This is a genomic window from Pseudomonas chlororaphis subsp. aurantiaca (genome assembly GCF_013466605.1).
In the GTDB taxonomy this organism is placed as follows: Bacteria; Pseudomonadota; Gammaproteobacteria; order Pseudomonadales; family Pseudomonadaceae; genus Aquipseudomonas; species Aquipseudomonas chlororaphis_I.
Genome location: NZ_CP059162.1, coordinates 6,832,440 through 6,855,786, shown reverse-complemented (window position 1 = coordinate 6,855,786; position 23,347 = coordinate 6,832,440). Strand labels below are relative to the sequence as shown.

The 23,347-nt window shown below is 65.1% G+C and carries 22 protein-coding genes; 14 read left to right on the top strand and 8 right to left on the bottom strand.

Annotated features, from left to right (window positions below):
* The 9 genes from H0I86_RS31490 to H0I86_RS31450 all read left to right on the top strand — a co-directional run bounded on the left by H0I86_RS31490 (position 1) and on the right by H0I86_RS31450 (position 8,047).
* A complete protein-coding gene (locus H0I86_RS31490; protein WP_124300825.1) occupies positions 1 to 1,113 on the top strand; it encodes a fatty acid desaturase family protein in 1,113 nt (370 codons plus the stop codon).
* Entirely contained in the window at positions 1,110 to 2,021 is a 912-nt protein-coding gene (gene mtnP, locus H0I86_RS31485) for an S-methyl-5'-thioadenosine phosphorylase (RefSeq protein WP_124300824.1), read from the top strand. The genes H0I86_RS31490 and mtnP overlap by 4 nt, the downstream gene beginning before the upstream one ends.
* Positions 2,022 to 2,025: 4 nt before the next feature.
* The gene (gene nudK, locus H0I86_RS31480) at positions 2,026 to 2,634 is read left to right on the top strand and encodes a GDP-mannose pyrophosphatase NudK (protein ID WP_081363141.1); all 609 of its coding nucleotides are present in this window, start codon (positions 2,026 to 2,028) and stop codon (positions 2,632 to 2,634) included.
* Positions 2,627 to 3,532 (top strand): ABC transporter substrate-binding protein, encoded by a 906-nt coding sequence (locus H0I86_RS31475; protein WP_180923356.1) that lies wholly within the window; start codon positions 2,627 to 2,629, stop codon positions 3,530 to 3,532. The genes nudK and H0I86_RS31475 overlap by 8 nt, the downstream gene beginning before the upstream one ends.
* Positions 3,525 to 4,727, top strand: coding sequence for an MFS transporter (locus H0I86_RS31470; protein ID WP_180923355.1), 1,203 nt, complete (start codon positions 3,525 to 3,527; stop codon positions 4,725 to 4,727). The genes H0I86_RS31475 and H0I86_RS31470 overlap by 8 nt, the downstream gene beginning before the upstream one ends.
* The gene (locus tag H0I86_RS31465) at positions 4,724 to 5,380 is read left to right on the top strand and encodes an HAD family hydrolase (protein WP_180923354.1); all 657 of its coding nucleotides are present in this window, start codon (positions 4,724 to 4,726) and stop codon (positions 5,378 to 5,380) included. Before H0I86_RS31470 ends, H0I86_RS31465 begins: the two co-directional genes overlap by 4 nt.
* A 58-nt stretch (positions 5,381 to 5,438) precedes the next feature.
* Complete coding sequence (locus H0I86_RS31460; RefSeq protein WP_081359293.1) at positions 5,439 to 6,341, top strand: LysR family transcriptional regulator; 903 nt, start codon at positions 5,439 to 5,441, stop codon at positions 6,339 to 6,341.
* Between the two features lie 130 nt (positions 6,342 to 6,471).
* The gene (locus H0I86_RS31455) at positions 6,472 to 7,095 is read left to right on the top strand and encodes a glutathione S-transferase family protein (protein ID WP_180923353.1); all 624 of its coding nucleotides are present in this window, start codon (positions 6,472 to 6,474) and stop codon (positions 7,093 to 7,095) included.
* A gap of 64 nt (positions 7,096 to 7,159) precedes the next feature.
* Entirely contained in the window at positions 7,160 to 8,047 is an 888-nt protein-coding gene (locus tag H0I86_RS31450; RefSeq protein WP_180923352.1) for a pyridoxamine 5'-phosphate oxidase family protein, read from the top strand.
* Positions 8,048 to 8,139: 92 nt separating this feature from the next.
* Here H0I86_RS31450 and H0I86_RS31445 read toward each other — a convergent pair whose 3' ends face one another.
* From H0I86_RS31445 to H0I86_RS31410, 8 genes are read right to left on the bottom strand one after another with little or no spacing between them, the layout of a single operon-like run.
* Positions 8,140 to 9,270: a glycosyltransferase family 4 protein gene (locus H0I86_RS31445; RefSeq protein ID WP_180923351.1), complete on the bottom strand. Its 1,131-nt coding sequence runs from the start codon at positions 9,268 to 9,270 to the stop codon at positions 8,140 to 8,142.
* Positions 9,271 to 10,401: a glycosyltransferase family 4 protein gene (locus tag H0I86_RS31440; protein ID WP_180923350.1), complete on the bottom strand. Its 1,131-nt coding sequence runs from the start codon at positions 10,399 to 10,401 to the stop codon at positions 9,271 to 9,273.
* Positions 10,385 to 11,758, bottom strand: coding sequence for a glycosyltransferase family 4 protein (locus H0I86_RS31435; RefSeq protein WP_180923349.1), 1,374 nt, complete (start codon positions 11,756 to 11,758; stop codon positions 10,385 to 10,387). Before H0I86_RS31435 ends, H0I86_RS31440 begins: the two co-directional genes overlap by 17 nt.
* Positions 11,755 to 13,020: an ABC transporter ATP-binding protein gene (locus H0I86_RS31430; protein WP_101284052.1), complete on the bottom strand. Its 1,266-nt coding sequence runs from the start codon at positions 13,018 to 13,020 to the stop codon at positions 11,755 to 11,757. Before H0I86_RS31430 ends, H0I86_RS31435 begins: the two co-directional genes overlap by 4 nt.
* Positions 13,020 to 13,817: an ABC transporter permease gene (locus tag H0I86_RS31425; protein ID WP_007924587.1), complete on the bottom strand. Its 798-nt coding sequence runs from the start codon at positions 13,815 to 13,817 to the stop codon at positions 13,020 to 13,022. Before H0I86_RS31425 ends, H0I86_RS31430 begins: the two co-directional genes overlap by 1 nt.
* The gene (locus tag H0I86_RS31420) at positions 13,817 to 15,259 is read right to left on the bottom strand and encodes a mannose-1-phosphate guanylyltransferase/mannose-6-phosphate isomerase (RefSeq protein ID WP_180923348.1); all 1,443 of its coding nucleotides are present in this window, start codon (positions 15,257 to 15,259) and stop codon (positions 13,817 to 13,819) included. The genes H0I86_RS31425 and H0I86_RS31420 overlap by 1 nt, the downstream gene beginning before the upstream one ends.
* A gap of 3 nt (positions 15,260 to 15,262) precedes the next feature.
* Positions 15,263 to 16,234, bottom strand: a complete 972-nt coding sequence (gmd, locus tag H0I86_RS31415) for a GDP-mannose 4,6-dehydratase (protein WP_007924592.1) — start codon at positions 16,232 to 16,234, stop codon at positions 15,263 to 15,265.
* Between the two features lie 5 nt (positions 16,235 to 16,239).
* Positions 16,240 to 17,142: a GDP-mannose 4,6-dehydratase gene (locus tag H0I86_RS31410; RefSeq protein ID WP_180923347.1), complete on the bottom strand. Its 903-nt coding sequence runs from the start codon at positions 17,140 to 17,142 to the stop codon at positions 16,240 to 16,242.
* A 432-nt stretch (positions 17,143 to 17,574) separates the two neighbouring features.
* On the opposite strand from H0I86_RS31410, the gene H0I86_RS31405 reads away from it, so the two are divergent.
* From H0I86_RS31405 to H0I86_RS31385, 5 genes are read left to right on the top strand one after another with little or no spacing between them, the layout of a single operon-like run.
* Positions 17,575 to 19,173, top strand: a complete 1,599-nt coding sequence (locus H0I86_RS31405) for a glycosyltransferase (RefSeq protein ID WP_180923346.1) — start codon at positions 17,575 to 17,577, stop codon at positions 19,171 to 19,173.
* Positions 19,173 to 20,477 (top strand): glycosyltransferase, encoded by a 1,305-nt coding sequence (locus H0I86_RS31400; protein WP_180923345.1) that lies wholly within the window; start codon positions 19,173 to 19,175, stop codon positions 20,475 to 20,477. Before H0I86_RS31405 ends, H0I86_RS31400 begins: the two co-directional genes overlap by 1 nt.
* Positions 20,477 to 21,364 (top strand): class I SAM-dependent methyltransferase, encoded by an 888-nt coding sequence (locus tag H0I86_RS31395; protein ID WP_180923344.1) that lies wholly within the window; start codon positions 20,477 to 20,479, stop codon positions 21,362 to 21,364. The genes H0I86_RS31400 and H0I86_RS31395 overlap by 1 nt, the downstream gene beginning before the upstream one ends.
* Entirely contained in the window at positions 21,361 to 22,518 is a 1,158-nt protein-coding gene (locus tag H0I86_RS31390) for an acyltransferase family protein (RefSeq protein WP_180923343.1), read from the top strand. Before H0I86_RS31395 ends, H0I86_RS31390 begins: the two co-directional genes overlap by 4 nt.
* Positions 22,512 to 23,336, top strand: coding sequence for a class I SAM-dependent methyltransferase (locus tag H0I86_RS31385; RefSeq protein WP_180923342.1), 825 nt, complete (start codon positions 22,512 to 22,514; stop codon positions 23,334 to 23,336). The genes H0I86_RS31390 and H0I86_RS31385 overlap by 7 nt, the downstream gene beginning before the upstream one ends.
* The last annotated feature ends 11 nt before the right edge of the window (positions 23,337 to 23,347 follow it).

Below are 23,347 nucleotides of genomic sequence, written 5' to 3'. Positions count from 1 at the left end.
ATGGACTCTGCGCATATTGTCCTGCTTGGCCTGATCGCCGTTTCGCTGCTGTTGCGCGCGCTGGTGGCGTTCTATTACCGGGATGCACAGCGGGTGCTGCGCCTGCTCAAGCTGATACCGCGCCTGGAGGGGCGGCGGGAGCAGTACTACCGCCCGCTGGATACCTGGTTCGCGCCGCTGCCCTTTGTCTGGACGTGGCTGGACATAGTCGCCGCGGTGCAGGCGGCGTCGATCTACTCGTCGCCGCTGGCCTGGCTGGCCGTGCTGCTGTGGAGCGGCGGGCGCATGCGCGCGTTGCAGGAGTTCGGGCACAACGCGGTGCACTTCGCCCTGTGTCGCCACCACGGCTGGCAGTGGTGGCTGAGCAATGTGTTCTACCAGTTCCCGATGTTCAAGCGCGACATGCGCAGCCGGCACCAGACCCATACCCTGGAGCACCATCGCCACCCCAACCATCCCGAACTTGATCCCAACCGTGCCCGGGTGCAGGCCGGCGGCTACGTTGCCGGCCTGTCGCCCAGCGGTTTCTATGGCCTGTTGCTATACCCGCTGACCCCTCGCGGGGCCTGGGTGAATCTCACCACCCTGGTGCGCAGCAGCCTGCTCAACCATTCGCGCCTGACCACCCTGGCGCGCTGCCTGAGCGTGGCGGCGGTGGCGGCGTTGCTGTACGCCTTCGGCGGCTGGAAAGGCGTGTTGTTCGGCTGGTTGCTGCCGTTGCTGACGTCCTATCCGGTGTTTGCCTGGATTTCGCTGCTGACCGAGCACCGCTGGTTCATCGAAGGCAGCGCGCGCAACCGCCGCGAGCTGGAATACCTGGCGGGCCGGCCCACCGATTACTTCGGGATTTCCGGCTGGCTGGTGCGGGTGTTCATCGCCCCGACGTCCGACGCCTATCACCTGGCGCATTCCCTGTACCCCGGCGTACGCTGGAACTACCTGCCGGCGATCGACCGGCACCTGAAAATCCACGAACCGCGCTACAGCACCAACGCCAGCGAAGGGTTGCTGCTGCCGCGCGGCAATGCGCCCACGGCCCTGTCCGAACTCTATGAACGCCTGGTGTGCAGCGAACACGAACCGTCCCCCCTGAAGTCGAGAGGTAGCCTGTGACCCATTCCACTCCAACCCAGCACGTTCAACGTATCGGCATCATCGGCGGCAGCGGCCTGCAACAGCTGCCAGGCCTGCAGGACATTCAGCAGGTGGAGTGCACGACCGCCTTCGGCACGCCGTCGTCGCCGCTGACCCTGGGCACGCTCAATGGCGTGCCCGTGGCCTTTGTCCAACGGCATGGCGTGGGCCACGTAATTCCGCCGGCCTCGATCAATGCCCGCGCCAACATCGCCGCGCTGCGCAGCGTCGGTTGCACGCAACTGCTGTCGGTCAGCGCGGTGGGCAGCCTGACCCACGACGCGCCTCCAGGCAGCTTTGTGCTGATCGACCAGTACATCGACCGCACCATCCAGCGTGAAAAAACCTTTTTCGGCCCCGGGCTGGTCGGCCATGTGCCCTTTGGCGAGCCGGTCTGCGCGCGCATGCGCGGCGTGCTCGCCGAGAGTGCCGAGGCCAGTGATATCCAGGCGCGCAACGGCGGCACCTACGTGGTCATGGAGGGCCCGCAGTTCTCGACCCGCGCCGAGTCCCACCTGTACCGCCAGTGGGGCGGTACGGTGATCGGCATGACCGCGATGCCCGAAGCCAAGCTGGCCCGCGAAGCGGAGCTTTGCTACGCGATGATCGCCATTCCGACCGATTTCGACTGCTGGCACGAATCCCACGAACCGGTGAACGCCACGCTGGTGGCGCAACGCATGGCGGACACCTTCAACCTGACCCGGCGCCTGGTGACCGAAGCCGTGACCCGTTTGGGCCGGCATGCCGGGGCCTGCCCCTGCGGTTGCGACCGTGCCCTGGACACCGCGGTGATGACCGCTCCCGAGCACCGCGACCCGCGCATGGTCGAGCGCCTGTTGAGCGTCGCGCCCAATGCCACGCACCTGTCCGCGAACAAGGAATGAATCGATGAACCAGGCCATCCCCACCAAGGACCGTGTGCGGATCCATCAGGTCGAAGTGCTCTCGGACAACTGGTACGTGTTGCGCAAGACCACCTACGACTTCCAGGGCCGCGACGGCGTCTGGCGCACCCTGGACCGGGAAACCTACGACCGCGGCAATGGCGCCACCATCCTGCTGTACAGCCGGGCCAAGCAGACGGTGGTGCTGACCCGGCAGTTTCGCTTCCCGGCCTTCGTCAACGAACACGACGGCATGCTGATCGAAACCTGCGCCGGGCTGCTGGACAAGGACGATGCGCGTACCTGCATCCACAAGGAGACGGAGGAGGAAACCGGCTATCGCATTCGTGAGGTGCGCAAGGTGTTCGAAGCCTTCATGAGCCCGGGGTCGGTCACCGAGCGCCTGCACTTTTTCGTCGGCGAATATTTCGATGAAGACAAGCAGGGCGAGGGCGGCGGCCTGGAACACGAGGGCGAAGAGATCGAAGTGCTGGAGCTGCCGATCGATCGGGCCCTGGCCATGATCGACAGCGGCGAGATCTGCGACGGCAAGACCATCATGCTGCTGCAGTACGCCAAGCTGCACCGTTTGCTGGAGGCCGCCGATGACTGAGCTCAACGCCATCAGCTCGATGGAGCATGCCGAGCTGGCCGAATTCATCGCCGGCATCAGCCAGCACATCGGCATGCCGGTGCGCCTGACCCGTTGTTCCACCTCGGAGCTGATCGAGCGCCTGCACAGCGGCAGCGCCGGGGCCTGGGACCTGTTGCTGGGCACGGCGGCCACCGCCTTGCTCGACCCCGCCCTGGCCTGGCAATTGATGCCCCTGACGGACATCGAATTCGCCGGCCTGCCGGAGGCGGCGGTGGCCACGGATCGCCGCTGGTTCGCCGCATCGGGTTTCGTCCCGGCCTTCTGTTATGACCCCAAGGTCCTCGCCCGCGAGGGCCTGGCGGTGCCGACCCGCTGGCAGGACCTGACCGCTCCTGAGTGGTCCGGGCGGCTGGCCTTGCCCGACCCCGGGCGTTCCGGTGCCGGCTACCTGCACCTTGGCGCACTGCTCGAACATTACGCTGAACAGGCCTGGCCGCTGCTGGCCCAGGTGGCCAGGCAAGAGCCTTCGATCAGCGGCTCCTCCACGGCGCCGATCGAGGCCGTCGTGCAGGGGCAGGCCTGGCTGGGGGTGACAGTGTCGACCGCGGCCACCCGCGCTGCCGAACAGCACCCGCACCTGCGCTGGTGCGTGCCGGAAGATGCGCGCTGTTATGAGGACGAGGTGTTCGCCTGCCGGGCCGGTTCGCCCAACGCCGCCTATGCGCAGCAGGCGTTGCAGTGGATGCTCACGCCTGCCGCGGCGGCGATCAGCCAGCGTTATGGCAAGGTGGTGCCGGGCCAGGCCCATCCGACCGGAACGCTGCAACCGCTGCCGGCCGTGCAGGCCAGCCGGGACAAGGCCGCGCGCTGCCGGCAATGGCAGGCGCTGTTCAGCCGGGAGACGGCCCATGGCTGAAGCCGCGCGGGATTCCAGTCAAGCGCTCAGCGGCCAGGAACAGGTCCGCGAGGCACGCCCGTGGTTCCTTTACCTGCTGTTCGGGTTGTTCGGCGCCCAGCAAGGGTTGCTCGGGCCGATCATGCCGTTCCTGCGTGAAACCCTGGCGCTCGACCTCGGTTGGGCCGGCCTGCATTTCGCCGCCTATGCCGCCGGCCTGGCGCTGGTCGGCTGGCCCTATCGCTGGCTGGAGCGACGGGTGCGGTCGACGAGCATGAGCACCGTCGCCTGCCTCTCGGTGGTGATCGCCAGCAGCCTGTTCGCCCTTGCCGGACACTGGTCGCTGACCTTGCTCGCCGCTGGGGCGATGGGCCTGTCCGGCGGGTTTGTGCTGGCGGTGGGGCAGGCGGCCCTGGGCGAGCGTTATCGCGAGCAGGCCGCGCCGAGGCTGGTGGAGGCACATATAGTCGCCGGGCTGTGCGTGCTCGGCGGCGCCTTGCTGGTGGGGAGCATGACCGGCCTGGGGCTGTCCTGGCGCCTGGTGCCGGGCAGCATCGCCGCCATCGCGCTGCTGGTGACCTTGCTCTCGCTGAGTGCCTGGAGCGCCCCGGCGACAGTCACCGCCACCCATCAAGCCAGCGAGAGCGGGCAGAGCCTCATGACCCGGCGGGTGCAGCTGAGCCTGTGGGCCTTGGTGTTGCTGGGGATTTCCGCGGAATGGGGCGTCGGCTTCTGGGGCGCTGAATACCTGGCCGTGCACGTCCAGGTCAGCGCCTCGGCCGCGGCCACGCTGATGAGCCTGTATTTTGCCGGCACGGTGTGCGGGCGCCTGGCCAGCCGTTATGCGTTGATCCGCATCAGCCCGTTGCCGCTGCTGGTCGGCGTGATGCTCGGGGCCATCGCCACCCTGGTGCTGCTGTACTTCAGCCAGGCCCAACTACTGACGGCTTTGTTGATCTTTGTCCTGGGCGCCTGCCTGGGCAATTTCTTCCCGTTGATCCTCGGTTCGGCGATGCGCGTCGCGCCCCAGGCCAGCTCGGCCATCAGCGCCCAGGCCTCGCAGGCGGTGGGCGTGGCGCTGTTGCTGGCGCCGTTCCTGCTCGGCTTGCTGTCCGCGCGGATCGGGGTCGAAGCGGCATTCAGCCTGTTGATCGTTTATCCCTTTCTCATGCTGCCGATCGCGCGCGGTCTGCATTTTCCTGGAGCACGCCCTTGAAGCTTTCTGCCCTGCTGTTCGATCTCGACGGCACCCTCATCGACACCGATGACCTGCACCTCAACGCCTACAACCAGTTGCTGGCGCGCTGGGGCAAGTCCATGAGCCTGGATTACTACAAGGCCCATGTGATGGGCTTTCCCGACGACATGATTTTCTCCGGCCTGTTTCCCAATGCCCCGGCGGCGCAGTACCCGGAGCTGGCGGCGCAGAAGGAGGCGATGTTCCGCGCTCAGCTGCGCGAGACCACGCCGGTGCCTGGCGTATTGCGCACCCTGGATTATGCCCAGGCGGCCGGCATCCCCATGGCGGTGGTGACCAACGCGCCTCGGGAAAACGCCGAAGCCATGCTCCAGGGCCTGGGGATTGCCGAGCGTTTCGATGCGCTGGTGATCGGCGGTGAGCTGGCGCGCGGCAAGCCCGACCCGCTGCCTTACCTGACGGCCCTGCAACTGCTGGAGGTGAGCGCTGACGAGGCGCTGGCCTTCGAGGACTCGCTGGCCGGTGTGCGTTCCGCGGCGGCGGCGGGCATCCACACCTTCGGCATGCTGTCGGGGCTCGAGGAAACTCAGCTTCGCGAGGCGGGTGCGCGGAGTATCATCCGGGACTTCAACGATGAGGCCTTGTGGCAGCGACTCCAGGTCCCTGCCTGAGCCCGGGCGGTCCATGCGGGACGGTGCCGGGGCAGGGCGCTGTAGTGCGAGGACCGCCATGGACCGATTCCAGGAAATGCAGGTGTTCATCAGCGTCGCCCAGGAGCAGGGCTTCGCTGCCGCGGCTCGGCGCCTGGGGCTGTCCGCGCCCAGCGTGACCCGGGCGGTGGCGGCGCTGGAGCAGCGTATCGGCACCCAGTTGCTGACCCGCACCACGCGCAATGTGCTGCTGACGGAAGCCGGCCAGCGTTACCTGGAAGACAGCCGGCGCATCCTCGCCGAGTTGCAGGACGCCGAAGCCTCGGCCGCCGGCATCCATGCCCTCCCGCGCGGCCAACTGACGATCACCGCGCCGGTGCTGTTCGGCGAGTTGTTCGTGACCCCGCTGATGGTGGATTACCTGGAACGCTTTCCCGAGGTCAGCATCAATGCCCTGCTGGTCGACCGGGTGGTGAGCATGGTCGAGGAGGGCATGGACGTCGCGGTGCGTATCGGCGAGTTGCCCGACAGCGGCCAGCACGCCATGCGCGTCGGCGAGGTGCGGCGGGTCATCTGCGCGTCCCCGGCTTTCCTGGCCCGGCATGGGCGCCCGCGCCATCCGCAGGAGTTGCGCCAGGCGCCGCTGATTGCGCCGTCCTCCATCGGCCAGTCCAGGAGCTGGCTGTTCGACGAGGGCGGAACGCCCTTGAGCGTTCGTCCGGAACCGCGGCTGGTGGTCACCGCCAACCAGGCGGCGATCAGTGCCGCGTGCCTGGGGCTGGGCCTGACCCGGGTGCTGTCGTACCAGGTCGCGGGCAAGGTGGCGGCCGGCGAGCTGGAGATTGTCCTGGCGGAGTTCGAACTGGCGCCGCTGCCGATCCATGTGGTGTATCAGGGCGGACGCAAGGCCCCGGCGCGGGTGCGCAGCTTCGTCGACTTCGCGGTGCAGGCGCTGCGCGAACATCCGGCGTTGCAGTCGTAGCGCGGATCATTGCGCTGGCTGAAATGATGGATTGTGTTTTCTGGTGATTCCTTTGTTTTGAGCCGAGAGAGAAGATGGCGTCCGTCAGTGCCGCTCTTGTGAGCCGCACCCCTGCCCAGCGGAGTCTGCCATGCACGCCATCAAGCTCTACAACTTCCCCCGTTCCGGTCATGCCCATCGCGTCGAACTGATGTTGTCGCTGCTGGGGCTGCCTTTTGAGCTGGTCTTCGTCGATCTGGCGAAAGGCGAGCACAAGCAGGCGGCCTTCCTGGCGCTGAACTCTTTTGGCCAGGTGCCGGTGATCGACGACCAGGGCGTGGTGCTGGCCGACTCCAACGCGATCCTGGTGTACCTGGCACAGAAGTACGGCCAGGGCCGTTGGCTGCCCAGCGATCCGGTTGGCGCGGCACGGGTCCAGCGCTGGTTGTCGGTGGCGGCGGGACCGATTGCCTTCGGCCCGGCGGTGGCACGGCTGATCACCGTATTCGGCGCGCAGCGCAACGCCGAGGAGGCCATCACCCGCTCCCATGCGTTGCTCGAGGTGGTCGAGCAGGAACTGACGGCCAGCCCTTACCTGGCGGGCAGCGAACCGACCATCGCCGATATCGCCGGCTACAGCTACATCGCCCACGCCCCCGAGGGCAATGTGTCGCTGGCGGATTATCCACAGGTCCGCGCCTGGCTGGCGCGCATCGAAGCCTTGCCCGGCTTCGTCGGCATGCCGCGCACCGCGGTGGGCCTGCAAAGCGCCTGAACCTGGCGGCCCGGTAAGCCCGGGCCCGCTGACTGCTGCGTCGTCGACGCAGGGGAGACTCATGATGAATACCGAATCCCCCTGGCACGCAGGCGAAACCCGCCTGCAAGCCCAGGCCGGCGTGGCCGAGCGCATGGAAGTCGTCGGGCGCAAGGTCATCCGCAGCGAGATGCCCGACCAGCACCGGCAGTTTTATCAACAGCTGCCGTTCATGCTGCTCGGGGCTGTGGATAACCAGGGCAACCCCTGGGCCAGCGTGCTCGAAGGGGCTGTCGGTTTCGCCCACTCGCCGACCCCCGGGCGGCTAAGGCTCGATAGCCTGCCAGCCGCCGAAGACCCCGCCCAGCTGACGCCGGGCGCGGCCATCGGCCTGCTGGGCATCGAGCTGCACACCCGGCGGCGCAACCGCCTCAACGGGCGGATCGTCGAGCTGGACGACAGCGGTTTTGCCCTGGGCGTCGAGCAGTCCTTCGGCAACTGCCCGCGCTACATCCAGCTGCGTCAGTTCGAGTCGGTGCCGCTGGCCGCGCACCGGCCGGTGCAGCGCCGGAACGCGCTGGATGAAGCGGCAAGGGCGATGATCCGGGGCGCCGATACGTTTTTTGTCGCCAGTTACGTGGAGGTCGAGGGACGGCTCTGGGTCGATGTTTCCCACCGCGGCGGCCCGGCCGGTTTCGTGCGGGTCGAGGGCAACCGCCTGAGCATTCCGGATTTCGCCGGCAACCTGCACTTCAACACCCTGGGCAACCTGCTGCTCAACCCCCGCGCCGGCCTGATGTTCATCGACTTCAGCCGTGGCGACCTGTTGCAGCTCTGCGGGCGCACTGAAGTCGTGCTCGACGACCCGCAGATCGCAACCTTCCCGGGCGCCGAGCGTCTGTGGCGCTTCGAGGTCGAACAACTGGTACGCCGGCCCGCGGCATTGGCTTTGCGCTGGACGGATCAGACGTAGGAGCGAGGCTTGCCCGCGAAAGGGCCGTACCTGACCCAGTGCGGCGTCTGCATCGCGAGCAAGCTTCGCTCTACAGATTGGCGTCTGGCGGATCAGGCGTAGGACAGGGCTTTTTCCTCCAGCAGCTCCTGGTACAGCTCGCTCCATCTGCGGCCCATCTCGTCGGCGGTGAACAGCTGCCGGTAACGGGCTTCGGCCTTGAGGCCCATTTGCGCGGCCTGTTCCGGGTTGTCCCAGAGCTGGCGCATGGCGGCGCGGAAGGCCAGGGGATCGCTGGGCGGCACCACCAGGCCGGTTTCGCCATGGATATTGATGTAGCTGGTGCCGGTCCCGATCTCGCTGGAGATCATCGGTTTGCCGTACATCGCGCCTTCGAGCAACGAGATGCCGAACGCCTCGGAGCGCAGGTGCGAGGGGAAGACGATGGCGTAGCTCAGTTGCAGCAAGGCCACCTTGTCTTCATCCCCCAGCCGGCCGAGGAAATGCAGGTTGCGCAGGCCCAGGGCCGCGGCCTGGGCATGCAGTTCGGCCTCGAGCGGGCCGGCGCCGACGATCACCACCGGGTAGTCCACGTCCTTGAGGGCATCGAGCAGGATGTGCAGGCCCTTGTAGTAACGCATCACCCCGACGAACAGGAAAAAACGCTCGCCCAGGCGCTGGCGCCACTGGGCCATGCGTTCGCTATCGGGCTGTGGATAACCGGCCTTGTCCAGGCCGTAGGGGATGACCCGGGCCTTGTCCGGGAATTGCTGCAGCACATCGCTGGTGTGCAGGTAGTTCGGCGACGCGGCGACGATCCGGTCGACACTGCCCAGGAAGCGATTCATCAACGGCCGGTACAGCTTGAGCAAGTGGCGCTGGCGGATGATGTCGGAGTGGTAGGTAGCCACGCAGGGCTTGTTCATACCACTCATGAAATGCACCAGGTCCATGAACGGCCAGGGGAAGTGGTAGTTGACCACGTCGGCTTCGGCGGCCATTTCGCGGAACTGCTTGAACACGCTGTAGGAGAAACCGGTGGAGGCGAACTGTATGTCGAGCCTGGCCCGGTGCACCTCATGCTGACCGAGCTTGAGTATCGCGGGGTGCGGGTCGGCGCTGAGGGTCAGGACCTGGCCTTCGATACCCTGTCGGGCGCCGCTTTCGCAGAGTTGGAAGATGACCTGTTCGATACCGCCGACCGAGTCAGGCAAATAGGTTTTGAAGAAATGTAAGACACGCATTCAGCCTCCTATAGCCTGACGGTAGGTGCGCGCGGTGATCTGCGCGCAGTGCCTCCAGGAAAACCGCCCGGCTTGTTGCAAACCCGCTTCGCGGCATGCCTGCCAATGGGGCTCGTCGTCGATCAAGCGAAGCATAGTGCTGTTCAAACCATGCACATCGCCAGGCTCGACATAATTGCCGGCCAACCCCGCGACTTCCGGCATGGCCGAACGCCGCGTCACTACCACCGGCGTGCCACTGGCCATGGCTTCCAGGACCGGAAGACCGAAGCCTTCGTACAGCGATGGAAAGATCAGCGCCCTGGCTCCGGCCACCAGGTGCGCTACCTGTTCGTCCGGCAGGTAGCCCAGCAGGCGCACATGGCCGCTGGCCAGGGCCTTTTGCAGGGTGTCGCTGAATTGGCCTTGCTCCCAACCCGCCATGCCGACGATCAGCAACGGATAACGTTGGCGCAGCGCTGGCGGCAGCCGTTCGTGGGCCTGCAAGGCCTGGGACAGGTTCTTGCGTGGTTCCAGCGTGCCGACGCACAGGAAGTAGCCTTGAGGCTGCAGGCCATGGATTGCGAGGTTGTGTTCCAGCTCGGCGTGCTCACGTGGGTGGAAGCGCGGGGCGACGCCCAGTGGCGCCACGACAAAACGATCGCGCGGCAGGCCGAAATAATCCTGGGCTTCATCGGCGATGAACTGCGAGTCTGTCAGGATCAGCCGCGCCTGTTCCACGCCTGCGCCAAGGCGCCGCTCGATTTCCTTCAAGCGGGCCGGCGGCTGGGTCGAGGGGTAATGCAGGTGAGTCAGGTCATGCAGGGTCATCACGGTCGGGCCTTCGAACTCTAGTGGCCACAGGCTGGGTTCATGGTAGAGGTCGATCGCTTCGTGCGGCCCCTGGTCGAAACGTCGCTGTTCCAGCCAGCGCCGGGCCTGGTAGGCCCCGGGGACCTGTCGCAGCCAGGGGGCCAATCGGGAGTAACCCGGCATGGCCGCCACCGGCAGTTCGGGGCTCCAGCCCCAGCCATGGAACAGCGACAGCTCGAGCCCCTGTTCGGTGACCAGGGCCGAGGCCAGTTCCGCTACGTAATGGCCGATACCGGTGCGGGGCGACTGGAGAATGCGCGCGTTAAGGGCTATCCGCATCGTGCGTCTCCATGACCGAGGGGGCGTGGTTCCTGTGGAACACAATGCGTTCGACCAGTTGGGTACTGGCTTCTCGCCAACCCAGCCAGCGCCAGTCATCGACATGGCGGGCCGCGGGAAACACGCCGCTGGTTTCCTGCTGGATGACCAGGTCGGCCAGGCTCTGCGGATTGTTCAGGTCGAAATAGGCCATGAACTCGCCGCCGATCTCGCGAAATACCGGGATATCGCTGCCCATGGCGGGCAAGCCGCGCTGCATGGCCTCCACCAGGGGCAGGCCGAACCCTTCGACATAGGAGGGGAACACCAGCGCCGTCGCCTTGGAATAGGCGTACTCCAGGCTGTTGTCGTCCAGGGAGTTGAACATGAACAGGCGCCGGTTCAACTCCGGGTGCCGGCGAATCCGCTCGATCAGCGCTTCGCACTTCCAGCCGATGCGCCCGGCGATGCACAGGCGGGCCTGGGACCCGCTGGCCCAGACACGCTCGAAGGCGTCGGTCAGGAACCCGTGGTTTTTGCGTGGCTCGATGGTGCTGACCATCAGGAACACCGGCGCCCGATTCTTGAACAGCTGCGTCAGGTCCGGGTTGATCCGAGCGTTTTCGCTGCACTGGTCCAGTTCCGAACCCAGGTGGAAATAGTCGAACCAGCGCTGTGCGACCTGTTCGCGGCCAACCCGGCGGAGCATTTCCGCGTGCACCTGGTCACGGATGGTCGCGGAGATTGCCACGTAGCCGTCGGCGGTGCGCGCTATCCAGTCGAACCAGTGGTTGAACACCCGGACCAGCCCGGCGTCGCAGAATTGCGGATGAGTCAGGGGGATCAGGTCATAGATCACCGAGACGATGCCCACGCCATCGCGCTTGAGCTGTTCGGCCAAGGGGAAAAAGTCGGCGTGCCACGACGAGTCCAGCAACACCAGTTGATCGCCCGGTTGATGTTGCAGCGGTACGCAGCGCTGGGGGATTTCCCGGGTGTTGAGGAACCGGTTGCACAGCCGCAACGGAATGCTGAAGCAGACCAGCGCGGTCAAGCGGCACGCCACATAGAGCAAGCGGCGCGCAAGGTAGGAATCGAAGGGTTTGCGTCGCTCCAGGGTGCGGTGACGCAGCCAGAAGACGTTGGCCATCTGTTCCAGGCGCACCCGCAGCCCCATCAGGTTCCAGCGCTCGGGTTTCAACGGCTTCAGGCTCAATACCCGCAAGAGCTGGCCCTTGAGCATGACCACCGGAATGCATTCGACCGAGGCATCGGCCGCGGGCAGTTCACGGATAACGTTGCGCACCACACGCTGGATGCCCGAGTTGGTCTCGGGGTGTTCGAACACATAGGTGCATTCAATCAACAGTCGGGTCATGGAGCGGCTCGCTGAGGCATTGACTGAGTGGACTTCGACGGTGAGCGGACAATGCTGGTCCGCGCCTGCAGCCAGGAACAGCCGACAAAGTCTTCCTGGCGGTTGTTGATGACGTGGAAGACCAGGCCGTAGTCGCGCCATTCGAAGTTGCGATCCAGATGCGAATCCAGCCGCGACAGGCTCAGGGCCACCGAGTAGTTGCCCTTGCCCAGGCCCATGGTGAAGGCGAAACGGAAGGTGATCTTCTCGCCGGCGCTCAAGTCGGTCAGGGCCTGGTCCAGGCGATGGGTGTTGATGCCATACATGGGCTGGCCGAGACGGTCCTTGATCATGAAGCCCAGCACCAGCCGTTCGATGTCCTGGCGTACCTCGACCTGTACTTCCAGCACCACCGGCTGACCGACTTCGGCCATTTCGATCGAGCGCTCGCGCTCGTCACGCAGGTGCACACTGAGGATCCCGGCTTCGCCGGTGCCGGAAATGGTCCGCACCTGGCCGTTGGCGAGCATTTCCTGGCGCACTGTCTGGCCTTCGCGTTCGGCGAGCATGGCGTTGTAGTAGTCCATCACCTCTTCTGGCTTGCCATGCATGGCCACGCGGCCCTGCTCGAGCAGGATCGCGGTGTCGCAGATCGACTGGATCGCCGAGCGGTCGTGGGAAACGATCAGCAGGGTGGTGCCGGCGCGACGAAAGCTGCGAATGCGCTCGAAACTCTTGTGTTGGAAGTAGGCGTCGCCCACCGACAGCGCCTCGTCGACGATCAGGATGTCCGGGCGCCGGGCCGTGGCCACGCTGAACGCCAGGCGCATCTGCATGCCGCTCGAATAGGTGCGTACCGGGTGATCGATGGCCTCGCCAATTTCGGCGAAGGCTTCGATTTCCGCCATCAGGGCCTCGATTTCCTCGACCTGCATGCCCAGCAGCTGGCCGGCCATGACCGCGTTCTGGCGCCCGGTGAAGTCCGGGTGAAAACCCATGCCCAGCTCCAGCAACGCCGCCACCCGGCCCCGCAGGTGGATCTCGCCGCAGGTCGGCTGGGTGGTGCCGGTGATCATTTTCAGCAAGGTGCTTTTGCCGGCGCCGTTGACCCCGACTATGCCCACGGCCTGGCCCGGCTCGATCTCGAAGTCGACGCCCTGCAGTACCCAGTGCAGGTGATGGCGCGGCCTGGAAAACGGAATCATCCACTCGAACAGCCGGCTCCAGCGGTTCGGGTACTGCTTATAGGCCTTGCCCAGGCCGCTGACGCGTATATGTCCCATCAGAGCTCATCCACCATTTCACCGACGCGCTGGCGGAAAAGCCGCAGCCCCATGCCACAGAACAGCAGGCTGATCACCAGCATCGGGGTCAGCGAACTCCATTGCGGCCACTGGTCGTACAGGAACAGGTTCTGGTAGCTGTGCATCAGCGCGGTCAGCGGGTTGAGCGCCAGCAGGCGCTGGATCGACTCGGGCAGGATGCTGATGGGGTAGACGATGGGCGTCAGCCAGAACCAGAACTGCAGGAAGATGCCGAAGAACTGCGCTACATCGCGAAAGAACACGTTCAGCACCCCGAGGATCATCCCCAGGCCGGTGCAGAACAGCACCTGCAACAGCAGCAGCGGGATCAGCGCCAGCAGCGCCAGGCCCGGCAGGCGCCCGGTGATCAGCAGGAAGCCGAGGAACAGGCCGAGGATGATCGCGAAGTTGATGCCGGCGTTGAGCAGCACGATCACCGGCAGGCAGATGCGCGGGAAGCTGATCTTCTTCAGCAGGTTGGCGTTTTCCAGGAACATGCTCTGGCTGCGCAGGGTCAGCTCGGAAAACAGGCCCCAGGTCAGCAGCCCGGCACAGAGGTAGACGCTGTAGGCCAGGCCGTCCTCCACCCCCGGCAGGCGGGCGCGCATCACCTGGGAAAAGATCACCGTGTAGACGACGATCATCGACAGCGGGTTGAGCACGGTCCACAAGGCGCCGAACAGCGAGTTGCGATAACGCGCCTGGAACTCGCGCTGCACGCTGCCGAGGATGAAGCCCCGGTAGCTGCGCAGCGAGCGGTACAGATTGAGCAGCATCAGGCCGTCCTGCCGTATTGGTCTTCGAAGCGGACGATGTCGTCCTCGCCCAGGTACTCGCCGCTCTGCACTTCGATGATGACCAGGTCGATCACCCCCGGGTTCGCCAGTCGATGCTTGTGCCCGGCGGCGATGAAGGTGGATTCGTTGCTGTTGACCAGGTGCGAGCCGTCGCCGTTGTTGGTGACCATGGCCGTGCCCTTGACCACCACCCAGTGTTCGTTGCGATGGTGGTGCATCTGCAGCGACAGCGCCGCGCCCGGCTTGACCACGATTTTCTTGATCTTGAAGCCCGGGCCTTCCTCCAGCACGGTGTAGCTGCCCCAGGGCCGACTGACCGTGCGATGCAGGCGATAGGACTCGTGGTTGCGGTCCTTGAGCTGCCGGGCCACCTGGCGCACGTCCTGGGCGCGGTCGGCGTGGGCCACCAGGATGGCGTCGGCGGTTTCGACCACGATCAGGTTGTTGACGCCGACCGTGGCGATCATCCGGCCCTCGCTCTGCACGAAGTTGCCGTGGCTGTCGATGAACAGGGCTTCGCCGGTGGCGCGGTTGTCCTGGGCATCGGCGTCGACCAGGGCGCTGATCGCGCCCCAGGAACCGATGTCGCTCCAGTCGAACCGGGCGGGCACCACCGCGACCTGGTCCGAAACCTCCATCAGCGCGTAGTCGATGGAAATGTCCGGCATCTCGGCGAAATGTTCCGCCGACAATTCATGCTGGAGGATGCGCCCGGTTTCCACCGGCGTGCTCGCGGCCAGGCAGGCGCGGCCCAGTTCCAGCAGCTCGGGGGCGTGCTGTTGCAGCTGCTCCAGCAGCGTGGCGACAGTGAAACAGAACAGGCCGGAATTCCACAGGAACCGGCCGCTTTCCAGGTAGCCCAGGGCGGTCTTCAGGTCGGGCTTTTCCACGAAGCGCTGCACCCTGGCGGCGCCCTGGTCGTCGAGAGCGTCGCCGGACTCGATATAGCCAAAGCCGGTTTCCGGCGTGTTCGGGGTGACGCCGAAGGTAACCAGATGCCCGGTTTCGGCCAGTTGCGCGGCATGGGCGACCGCGCTTTTGAAGGCTTCTTCGTTGCGGATCAGATGGTCGGCGGGCATCACCACCAGGGTCGCCTGGTCACCATGCCGGGCCTGCACGGCCAGGGCCGCGATGGCGATGGCCGGGGCGGTGTTGCGGCCCGAAGGTTCGAGGATGAAATGCCCGAGGTGCCGATCCAGCCGGGCGGCCTGGAAGTGATCCTTGCTTTGAAAGAAATGGTCGCGGTTGGTCACGGTGACGATGTCGCCGCTGCCGGCCAGCAACCCGGCGGCGCGGCGATAGGTCTTGCCCAGCAGGCTCTGGCCGTCGGGCAGGATCATGAAGGGCTTGGGATGACCTTCGCGCGAAACCGGCCACAAGCGGGTCCCGGCACCGCCGGAAAGAATCACTGGAATCAGCATGCCTTACTCCTTGGCGACGCGTTTCATGTCCGCATCCATCATCATGCGGATCAGGGTTTCCAGGTGGGTCTTGGGTTTCCAGCCGAGCACCCGTTGGGCCTTGGCCGGGTTGCCCAACAGCACGTCGACTTCCGCGGGGCGGAAAAACGCCGGGTCGATTTTCACGTAGTCACGGTAATTCAGGCCAACGTGTTCGAAGGCGATCTGGCACATCTCGCGCACGGTGGTGGTGACGCCGGTGGCCACCACGTAATCATCGGCCTTGCCCTGTTGCAGCATCAGCCACATGGCTTCGACATAGTCGCCGGCGAATCCCCAGTCGCGCTTGGCGTCGATGTTGCCCAGGCGCAGTTCCTGCTGCTTGCCCTGCTTGATCCGGGCGGCGGCGTCAGTGACCTTGCGGGTCACGAATTCGATGCCGCGCAGAGGCGATTCGTGGTTGAACAGGATGCCGCTGCTGGCGTGCAGGCCGAAGCTCTCGCGGTAGTTCACGGTGATCCAGTGCCCGTAGAGCTTGGCCACGCCGTAGGGGCTGCGCGGGTAGAACGGGGTATTTTCGTCCTGCTGCTCGGCCTGGATCAGGCCGAACATTTCGCTGGTGGAGGCCTGGTAGAAGCGGGTGTGCGGGCTGAACTGGCGGATCGCCTCGAGCAGGTGGGTCACGCCCAGCCCGTCGACGATGCCGGTGGTCACCGGCTGGTCCCAGGAGGCGGCGACAAAGCTTTGCGCCGCAAGGTTGTAGAGTTCGTCGGGCGCCGCCTTGATCACCGCCCGTTGCACGGAGCAGGCGTCGGCCATGTCGCCATCCAGGTAGCGGATCTCGCCCTCGATGCCCATCTCACGCAAGCGCCAGCGCGAGTCGCTGCTGCGTCGCGCCACCAGTCCGTGAACCTGATAGCCCTTGTCCAGCAGCAACTTGGCCAGATAGGCGCCGTCCTGCCCCGTGATCCCTGTGATCAGTGCACTTTTTGTCATTCTTGTCATACCCGTGACTCCCAGTCGGACAGGATCGCCCGCAGGGATTGTTTTATTGTGGTTTCGGGCGTCCATCCGGTGACGGCTTGCAGCCTGGCGTGACTGCCACAGACACGACGCTGTTCTGCCCGTCGCAGACGGGCGGGGTCTTGAACCAGTTCCATTTCGACCTGAGCGATGTCCGCCAGCTGCTGGATCAGGCTGCGGATGCTGTGCTCCTGGCCGGAGCAGATGTTGTAGACCTGGCCCGGCACGCCACTGCGCAACAGGGCCAGGTAAGCGTTCACCACGTCAGCGACATCGAGGAAGTCGCGGGTGACGTCGATATCGCCGACTTCCAGCCGCGGTGCCTGCAGGCCGTGCTTGATCCGGGCGATCTGGCGCGCGGCACTGGCGACGGCGAAGCTGTCCAACTGCCCGGTACCGATATGGTTGAACGGTCTGGCCACCATCACAGGCCAGCCTTCGCTCATGCCCCACTGCAGGCACAGGAGTTCGGCCGAGGCCTTGCTCACCGCATAAGGATTGCGTGGGGAGGGCGGCTGGCGCTCGTCGATGGGCAAGTCGTTTTCGCTGACCTGGCCGTAGACGTCACCGGAGCTGACGTACAGGAAGGTGCCGCTGAAGCCACGGGCTTTCAGCGCTTGCAACAGGTTGAGTGTGCCCAGCAGGTTGATCTGCAAGGTTCGGGCAGGATCGCGGAAGGCTTCGGGGACGAAGGTCTGGCCAGCCAGGTGAATCACCGCATCCGGTAACTCGGGCCACAGGTCTTGCAGGCTTTGCGGTTGGGTCAGGTCAAAGGGTGGCGCGGGCAACAGTTCCCAGCCTGAATCGGCAGCGCCCAGGCGGGAGCGTAGATGACGTCCCACGAATCCATTCAGGCCCGTTACAAACAGACGCTTTTTCAAGCAGCAGCCTCTTTAAGATGGAGGCTTCGGCAATATTTTGACACATAATTCATGTGAGAAATACGAAAACTCTGCTATTTCCCAGGGCCTTTCTATTGACGAAGCTTGTTGTAGTTGTTTGGCGGTCAATCTGTGCCAATTGCGCGGCAATTTCAATAAGTCCTACCGTGACCGGTAAGTTCTCGTTTTCCAGCATAGGAAAAATCTTGTTGGGAGGTTCCCGAATCTTAAACGGATGTGTTTAGAATGCCCCTCGTCTCGACCCCAAAACGATCAGGATGGCTGTCTCGGAGCCATGCAAAACTGACCAATAGAACAAGAACGTAGACGGGCATGAGAACGATGGATGCACGCCCACAACACAGGCGTGGTGCCATGGCTCTACCGTCATTGTGTGAAGGTGCCAGGATGGCGGCTTCATCGTGAGATGCCATGAATTTCATTCTTTATTCGGATGTGAACGACGGCTCCATCAGCCAGAGCCTCGGGCGTCCGGAATACAGCTACTACTTCGTGCTCAAGGCCTATCGCCCGGTGCTGGAAAGCCTTGGGCGCGTTCACGTGGTGCAGGCGCCCGCCGAGGTCGATCGGCTGTATCACGAGCTGCGGCTCAAGGGCGAAGACAGCCTGTTTCTTTCGTTCACCCCACCCCAGAAAACCCCGGTCGACCTGGACTGCCCGACCCTGTGCGTGGTGGCCTGGGAGTTCGATTCGATCCCCCACGAATACTGGGATAACGACCCGCACCAGGACTGGAGCCGCACCCTTGGCCGCCACGGCCGGGTGATCACCCTGTCCAGCCATACGGCCCGGGCGGTGCGTCGGGTGCTGGGTGAGCATTTCCCGGTGCTGGTGCTGCCTACCCCGTTGTGGGAGCGCTTCGACGGCGTCCGCGGGCAATACCCCAATGTGCCGGTCAACGCCGGCACTACCTTGCAAATCAAGGGCTGCATCATCGACAGCCGGACGCTGGGGCTTTCCGCTGACGGTCTGATCGCGCCGGTGTTGGATGAGGCACCGCCGCCTCCTGCTCCGGTCGAAGTCGAGGCCGAAATCGTCGAAGCCCCGCCGCTGACCGCCAGGCGCCGGTTGTTCATCGCCAAGCACTATCTGCGCGAATGGTATCGGGCGCTGGTCGGCGGCGAATGGCGCCGGCCGCTGTTCATCAGCAAGCACTACATTCGCGAATGCTACCGCGAGGGGTTGCGTGACCGGGTTCCCGAGCGCCTGAGGGCGCTGATGGCCAAGCCAGGCCCGGAGCACGTTGTGCCAGCGCAACCTGCGCCTGAGCCAGAACATCCCCAGGCCGTCCTTCCGGCCACCGACCAGCAGGTGGAGTTCCAGGTCGACGGCGTGGTCTATGTCAGCGTGTTCAACCCCGACGACGGCCGCAAGAACTGGCATCAGTTGATCACCGCGTTCTGCTGGGCGATGCGTGATACCGAAGACGCCACCCTGGTGTTGAAGATGACCCAGAACGACCTGTCGACCTATTACGTCGAAATGCTGACCCTGCTGTCGCAGCTGTCACCCTTCAGCTGCCGGGTCGTGGCCATGCACGGGTATCTGGACGACGAGCAATTCGCCCGGCTGTACGGCGCGGCCAGTTTCTACGTCAACGCCTCGCGGTGCGAAGGCCTGTGCCTGCCGCTGATGGAGTTCATGGCCTGTGGCAAACCGGTGATCGCGCCGCTGCATACGGCCATGCTGGATTACATCGACGAGGACGTGGCCTTCGTCGTCAAGTCCAGCCAGGAGCCGGCGATCTGGCCGCAGGACACGCGCATCCTGTTTCGCACCGTGCGCCACCGCCCGGACTGGGGCTCGTTGAAAACCGCCTATCAGGACAGCTACCGCATGGCCAAGGAAAACCCCGCGGGCTACCAGTCGATGTCCCAGGCCGCGGCCCGGCGCATGCAGGAGTACAGCAGCTTCGCCAGCGTGCAGGGGCGCCTGCGGGACTTCTTCGCCCTGACCCCGTTGACCGAGGCCGACGGTGCGTCCTCCCTGGCTGTGGCGGGTAATGCCTGATGCTGATCCTCATCCATTCGGAAACCAACAAGAGCAACATCCAGCAGAACCTCGGCCGCCCCGAATACAGCTACTACTTCGTGCTCAAGGAGTTTCGGCCGGTGCTGGAGCGGCTGGGCCAGGTGCTGGAGGTCAGCAACCCCGACGAGCTGGTGGACCGCCTGTATTTCGACTGCCAGAGCCGCGGCGAGGCATGCATTTTCCTGTCGTTCTCGCCGCCCCATCGCACGCCCAACCATTACGCCTGCCCGACCATCCCGGTGTTCGCCTGGGAGTTCAGCACCATTCCCACCGAAAGCTGGCACGGCGAGCCGCGCCATGACTGGCGGCTGGTCCTGGGCACCGCGGGCGCGGCGATCACCCACTCCAGCTTTACCGTGCGAGCGGTGCGCGATGTGATGGGCGAGGACTACCCGATTTGTGCGATTCCGGCTCCGGTCTGGGATCGCTTCGCCCGCCGTGGCGAGCAACTGGGCAAGCAGCCACGGGCGTCCCGGGTGACCCTCAGCCTGCGTGGCCTGTTGCTCGACAGCCGCACCCTGGACCTGAGCGCCTACGGCCCGAGCACGTTGTGCGCAGGCACGCCGCTGGCGCTCGATACCCAGGCCCGCGATTGCCAGCTGCTGCTCGACGGGGTGGTCTACACCTCGGTGTTCAACCCCTACGACGGGCGCAAGAACTGGCAGGACATGATCAGCGCGTTCTGCACCACCTTTCGCGGCTGTGCCGACGCCACCCTGGTGCTGAAACTGACCCACCACGATATCGGCGAGGCGCTGGCCGACATGCTGCACCACCTGTACAAGAACCAGTCCTACCAGTGCCGCATCGTGCTGATCCACGGGTTTTTGTCCGATCCGGACTACGAGCGGCTGGTGGAGGCCACCAGCTATGTGGTGAATTCTTCGTTCGGCGAAGGGCAGTGCCTGCCGCTGATGGAGTTCATGTCCTGCGGCAAGCCGGCGGTGGCGCCGTGCAACACCGCGATGGCCGACTACATCGACCACGACAACACCTTCATCGTCGACTCCACCGATGAACTGACGGCCTGGCCCCACGATCCCCGGGCCGCCTATCGGACCCTGCGTTACATCACCAACTGGGATTCGCTGTGCTCGGCCTATCGCGCCAGCTACGACATCGCCTTGCAGGACCCGGAGCGTTATGCACGGATGTCGACCCATGCGATCGACAGCCTGCGGCGTTTCTGCAGCCAGGCCACGGCCGAACAGCGCCTGGGCGAGTTCTTCCAGCAGGTGCTGGAGCGGCGCAAGACGCCTGCCACCCCCGGGCTTCCCGCGTGATGCGGGCGTTTCTGCGGCGTTTGCGCAGGGGCGCGCCGTTGCCTGCGCCGCTGCTGGCCGAAGCGCCCAAGGTGGCGGTTTCCCCCCGCGATTGCGGCTTGCGCGACGCCCTGCTCGACGGCTGGTTCCGCTCTGAAACCGGCGAGCTGCTCAAGGGCTTTGCCATCAGCGCTGAAGACACCTTGCTTGATGTCGGCTGTGGCGAAGGCGTGGCGACGCTGTTCGCCATGCGCCAGGGCGCCTCGGTGATTTTCACCGACAGCGAGTTCGACAAGGTGCGCGAGCTGGCCCGGCAAGTCGCCGAGCAATCGGACGTAGCGGCCCTGGGGCTGGTCAGCAACAGCCTGCCGTTGCCGCTGGCCCAGGGCTGCGCCAGCAAAGTGGTGTGCATGGAGGTGCTGGAGCATATCGAACAGCCGGAGCCGTTTCTCGCCGAGCTGGTGCGCATGGGCCGCCCCGGCGCGCAGTACCTGATCAGCGTTCCGGACCCGGTGGGCGAGCATCTGCAGAAGGGCATCGCGCCGCCCGGTTATTACCGCGCGCCGAACCATGTGCAGATTTTTTCCCGCGAGGGCTTTGGCCAGATGATCGAGGACGCCGGGCTGGTCATAGAACACCGGCAGGCCACGGGCTTTTTCTGGGTCATGGGCATGATCTTCTTCTGGGCCAGCGAACGGGCCGCCGGCCGCGAGCCACCGGGCGCCGTGCGCGACCGCATCCAGGCGCCATACCCGGCGCTGATGGAAGGCTGGGCACGGACCTGGGATGAACTGCTGGCGCAACCCGACGGGCTGGCGATCAAGCAGGTGCTGGATGGCTTCATGCCGAAAAGCCAGGTCATCATCGCCCGCAAGCCGCTGTCCGGCGCAGTGGCTGAGCCGTCTTGAACGACAAGCGGATCATGGACATCGAGCTGCTGCGGGGCATCGCGGTGCTGGGCGTGGTGTTCCATCATCTGCAAGGCAGTCTGTTTCGCGATGGGGTCGCCTGGCTGGGCAGCGTTGCGGCCTACGGCCAGTTCTGGTGGGGCGTGGACCTGTTCTTCGCCATCTCCGGCTTTGTCATCGCCCGCAGCCTGGTCCCGCAGCTGCGTGCCTGCACTAGCGCCTCGCAGTTCTGGCAACGGACCCGCGATTTCTGGATTCGCCGCGCCTTCCGCCTGTTGCCCTCGGCCTGGTTGTGGCTGCTGCTGATGTTGCTGGCGAGCCTGTTTCTCAATCGTTCGGGGGCCTTCGGCAGCCTGCACGCCAACCTGTGGGCCACGGTTGCCGGCCTGTTGCAGTTCGCCAATTTTCGCTTCGCCGACAGCTTTTTCCACTATGAGTACGGCGCCAGTTTTGTCTACTGGAGCCTGTCGCTGGAGGAGCAGTTCTACCTGTTGCTGCCGCTGCTGGTGCTGGTGTGCCGCAAGTACCTGGCCTGGGTGTTGCTGGCGCTGGTGCTCGTGCAAGTCCTGACCCTGCGTTCGGCGCTGCTGATGGTCATCCGGACCGACGCCATGGCCCTCGGCGTGTTGCTGGCGCTGTGGACGGCCTGCGGCAGCTACCGGCACTGGGAGCCAAAGTGGCTGGGACGGTATGCGGGGCTCGGTCCGCTGCTGTTGATCCTGTCCTGCCTGGGCCTGGGCTGGTTGGCCACCGATGGTTTTAATGTCACCCGTTACCGGGTTGGCGCCCTGGCGGTGCTCTGCGCGCTGCTGGTGTGGATCGCTTCCTACAACCGCGACTACCTGTTGCCCCGCGGTCCGCTGAAAAGCCTGCTGGCCTGGGTCGGCAGCCGTTCCTATGGGATCTACCTGATCCATGTCCCGGCGTTTCTGCTGATCCGCGAAGCCTGGTTTCGCCTGGCGCCCCTGGGTACGACCGGGCCGAACGAGCAGCCGTTGCTGGCGCTGGCCTGCGCCCTGGGCCTACTGCTGTTGCTGAGCGAACTCAACTACCGTGTCATCGAGTTGCCCCTGCGCAATCGGGGCGCCGAGCTGGTGCAGCGCCTGGGGGCAGCCCGCTCTCCCGTTCCTTCCACTGGAGTCACTTCATGCTGAGCCTTCTGAAAAAACTCACGGCGAGCGCTCCTGCGGCCGTGACGCCCGAGACCCCGCCGCTGGCCAAGGTCGATCCGTTTATGCTGGGCCTGCAGGACGCCATGCTCAGCGGCTGGTTCAACCAGGAAAACGGCGAGTTGTTCACCGGCTTTCCGGTGACGGCCGAGGACACCCTGCTGGATGTCGGCTGTGGTGACGGCGGCAACGTGCATTACTGCGCGATGCGTGGGGCGAAGATCATTGTTGCCGACATCGATGCCGCCAAGATCGAGGCGACGCGCCAGCGCCTGAGCGATACCCCGGCCCGTGGCGTCGAATGCCATGTCACCGACTGCAACCCGCTGCCGATCGCCGACGGTACTGCCAGCCGCGTGGTGTCCACCGAAGTCATCGAGCATGTGGACGACCCGGCGCAGTTTCTCTCCGAGCTGGTGCGGGTCGGCCAGCCAGGCGCGCTGTACCTGTTGAGCGTGCCGCACCCGAGCTCCGAGGACCTGCAAAAGGACATCGCCGCGCCTCAGTATTTCCAGAAGCCCAACCACATCCGCATCATCAGCGAAGAACAGTTCAAGCAGATGGTCAGCGACGCCGGGCTGGAGGTGCTCAGCCATAGCCAGCACGGTTTCTATTGGTCGATGTGGATGCTGCTGTTCTGGGAAGCCAAGGTCGACCTCGATAATCCGGACCATCCGTTGCTCGACCAGTGGGCCAGTACCTGGCAGGCCATCCTCAATTCGCCGCGCGGGGTGCAGATCAAGCACGCGCTGGACGCCGTGGTCGCCAAGAGCCAGGTCATCATTGCCCGCAAGCCGGCCTGAACCGGCGCGGG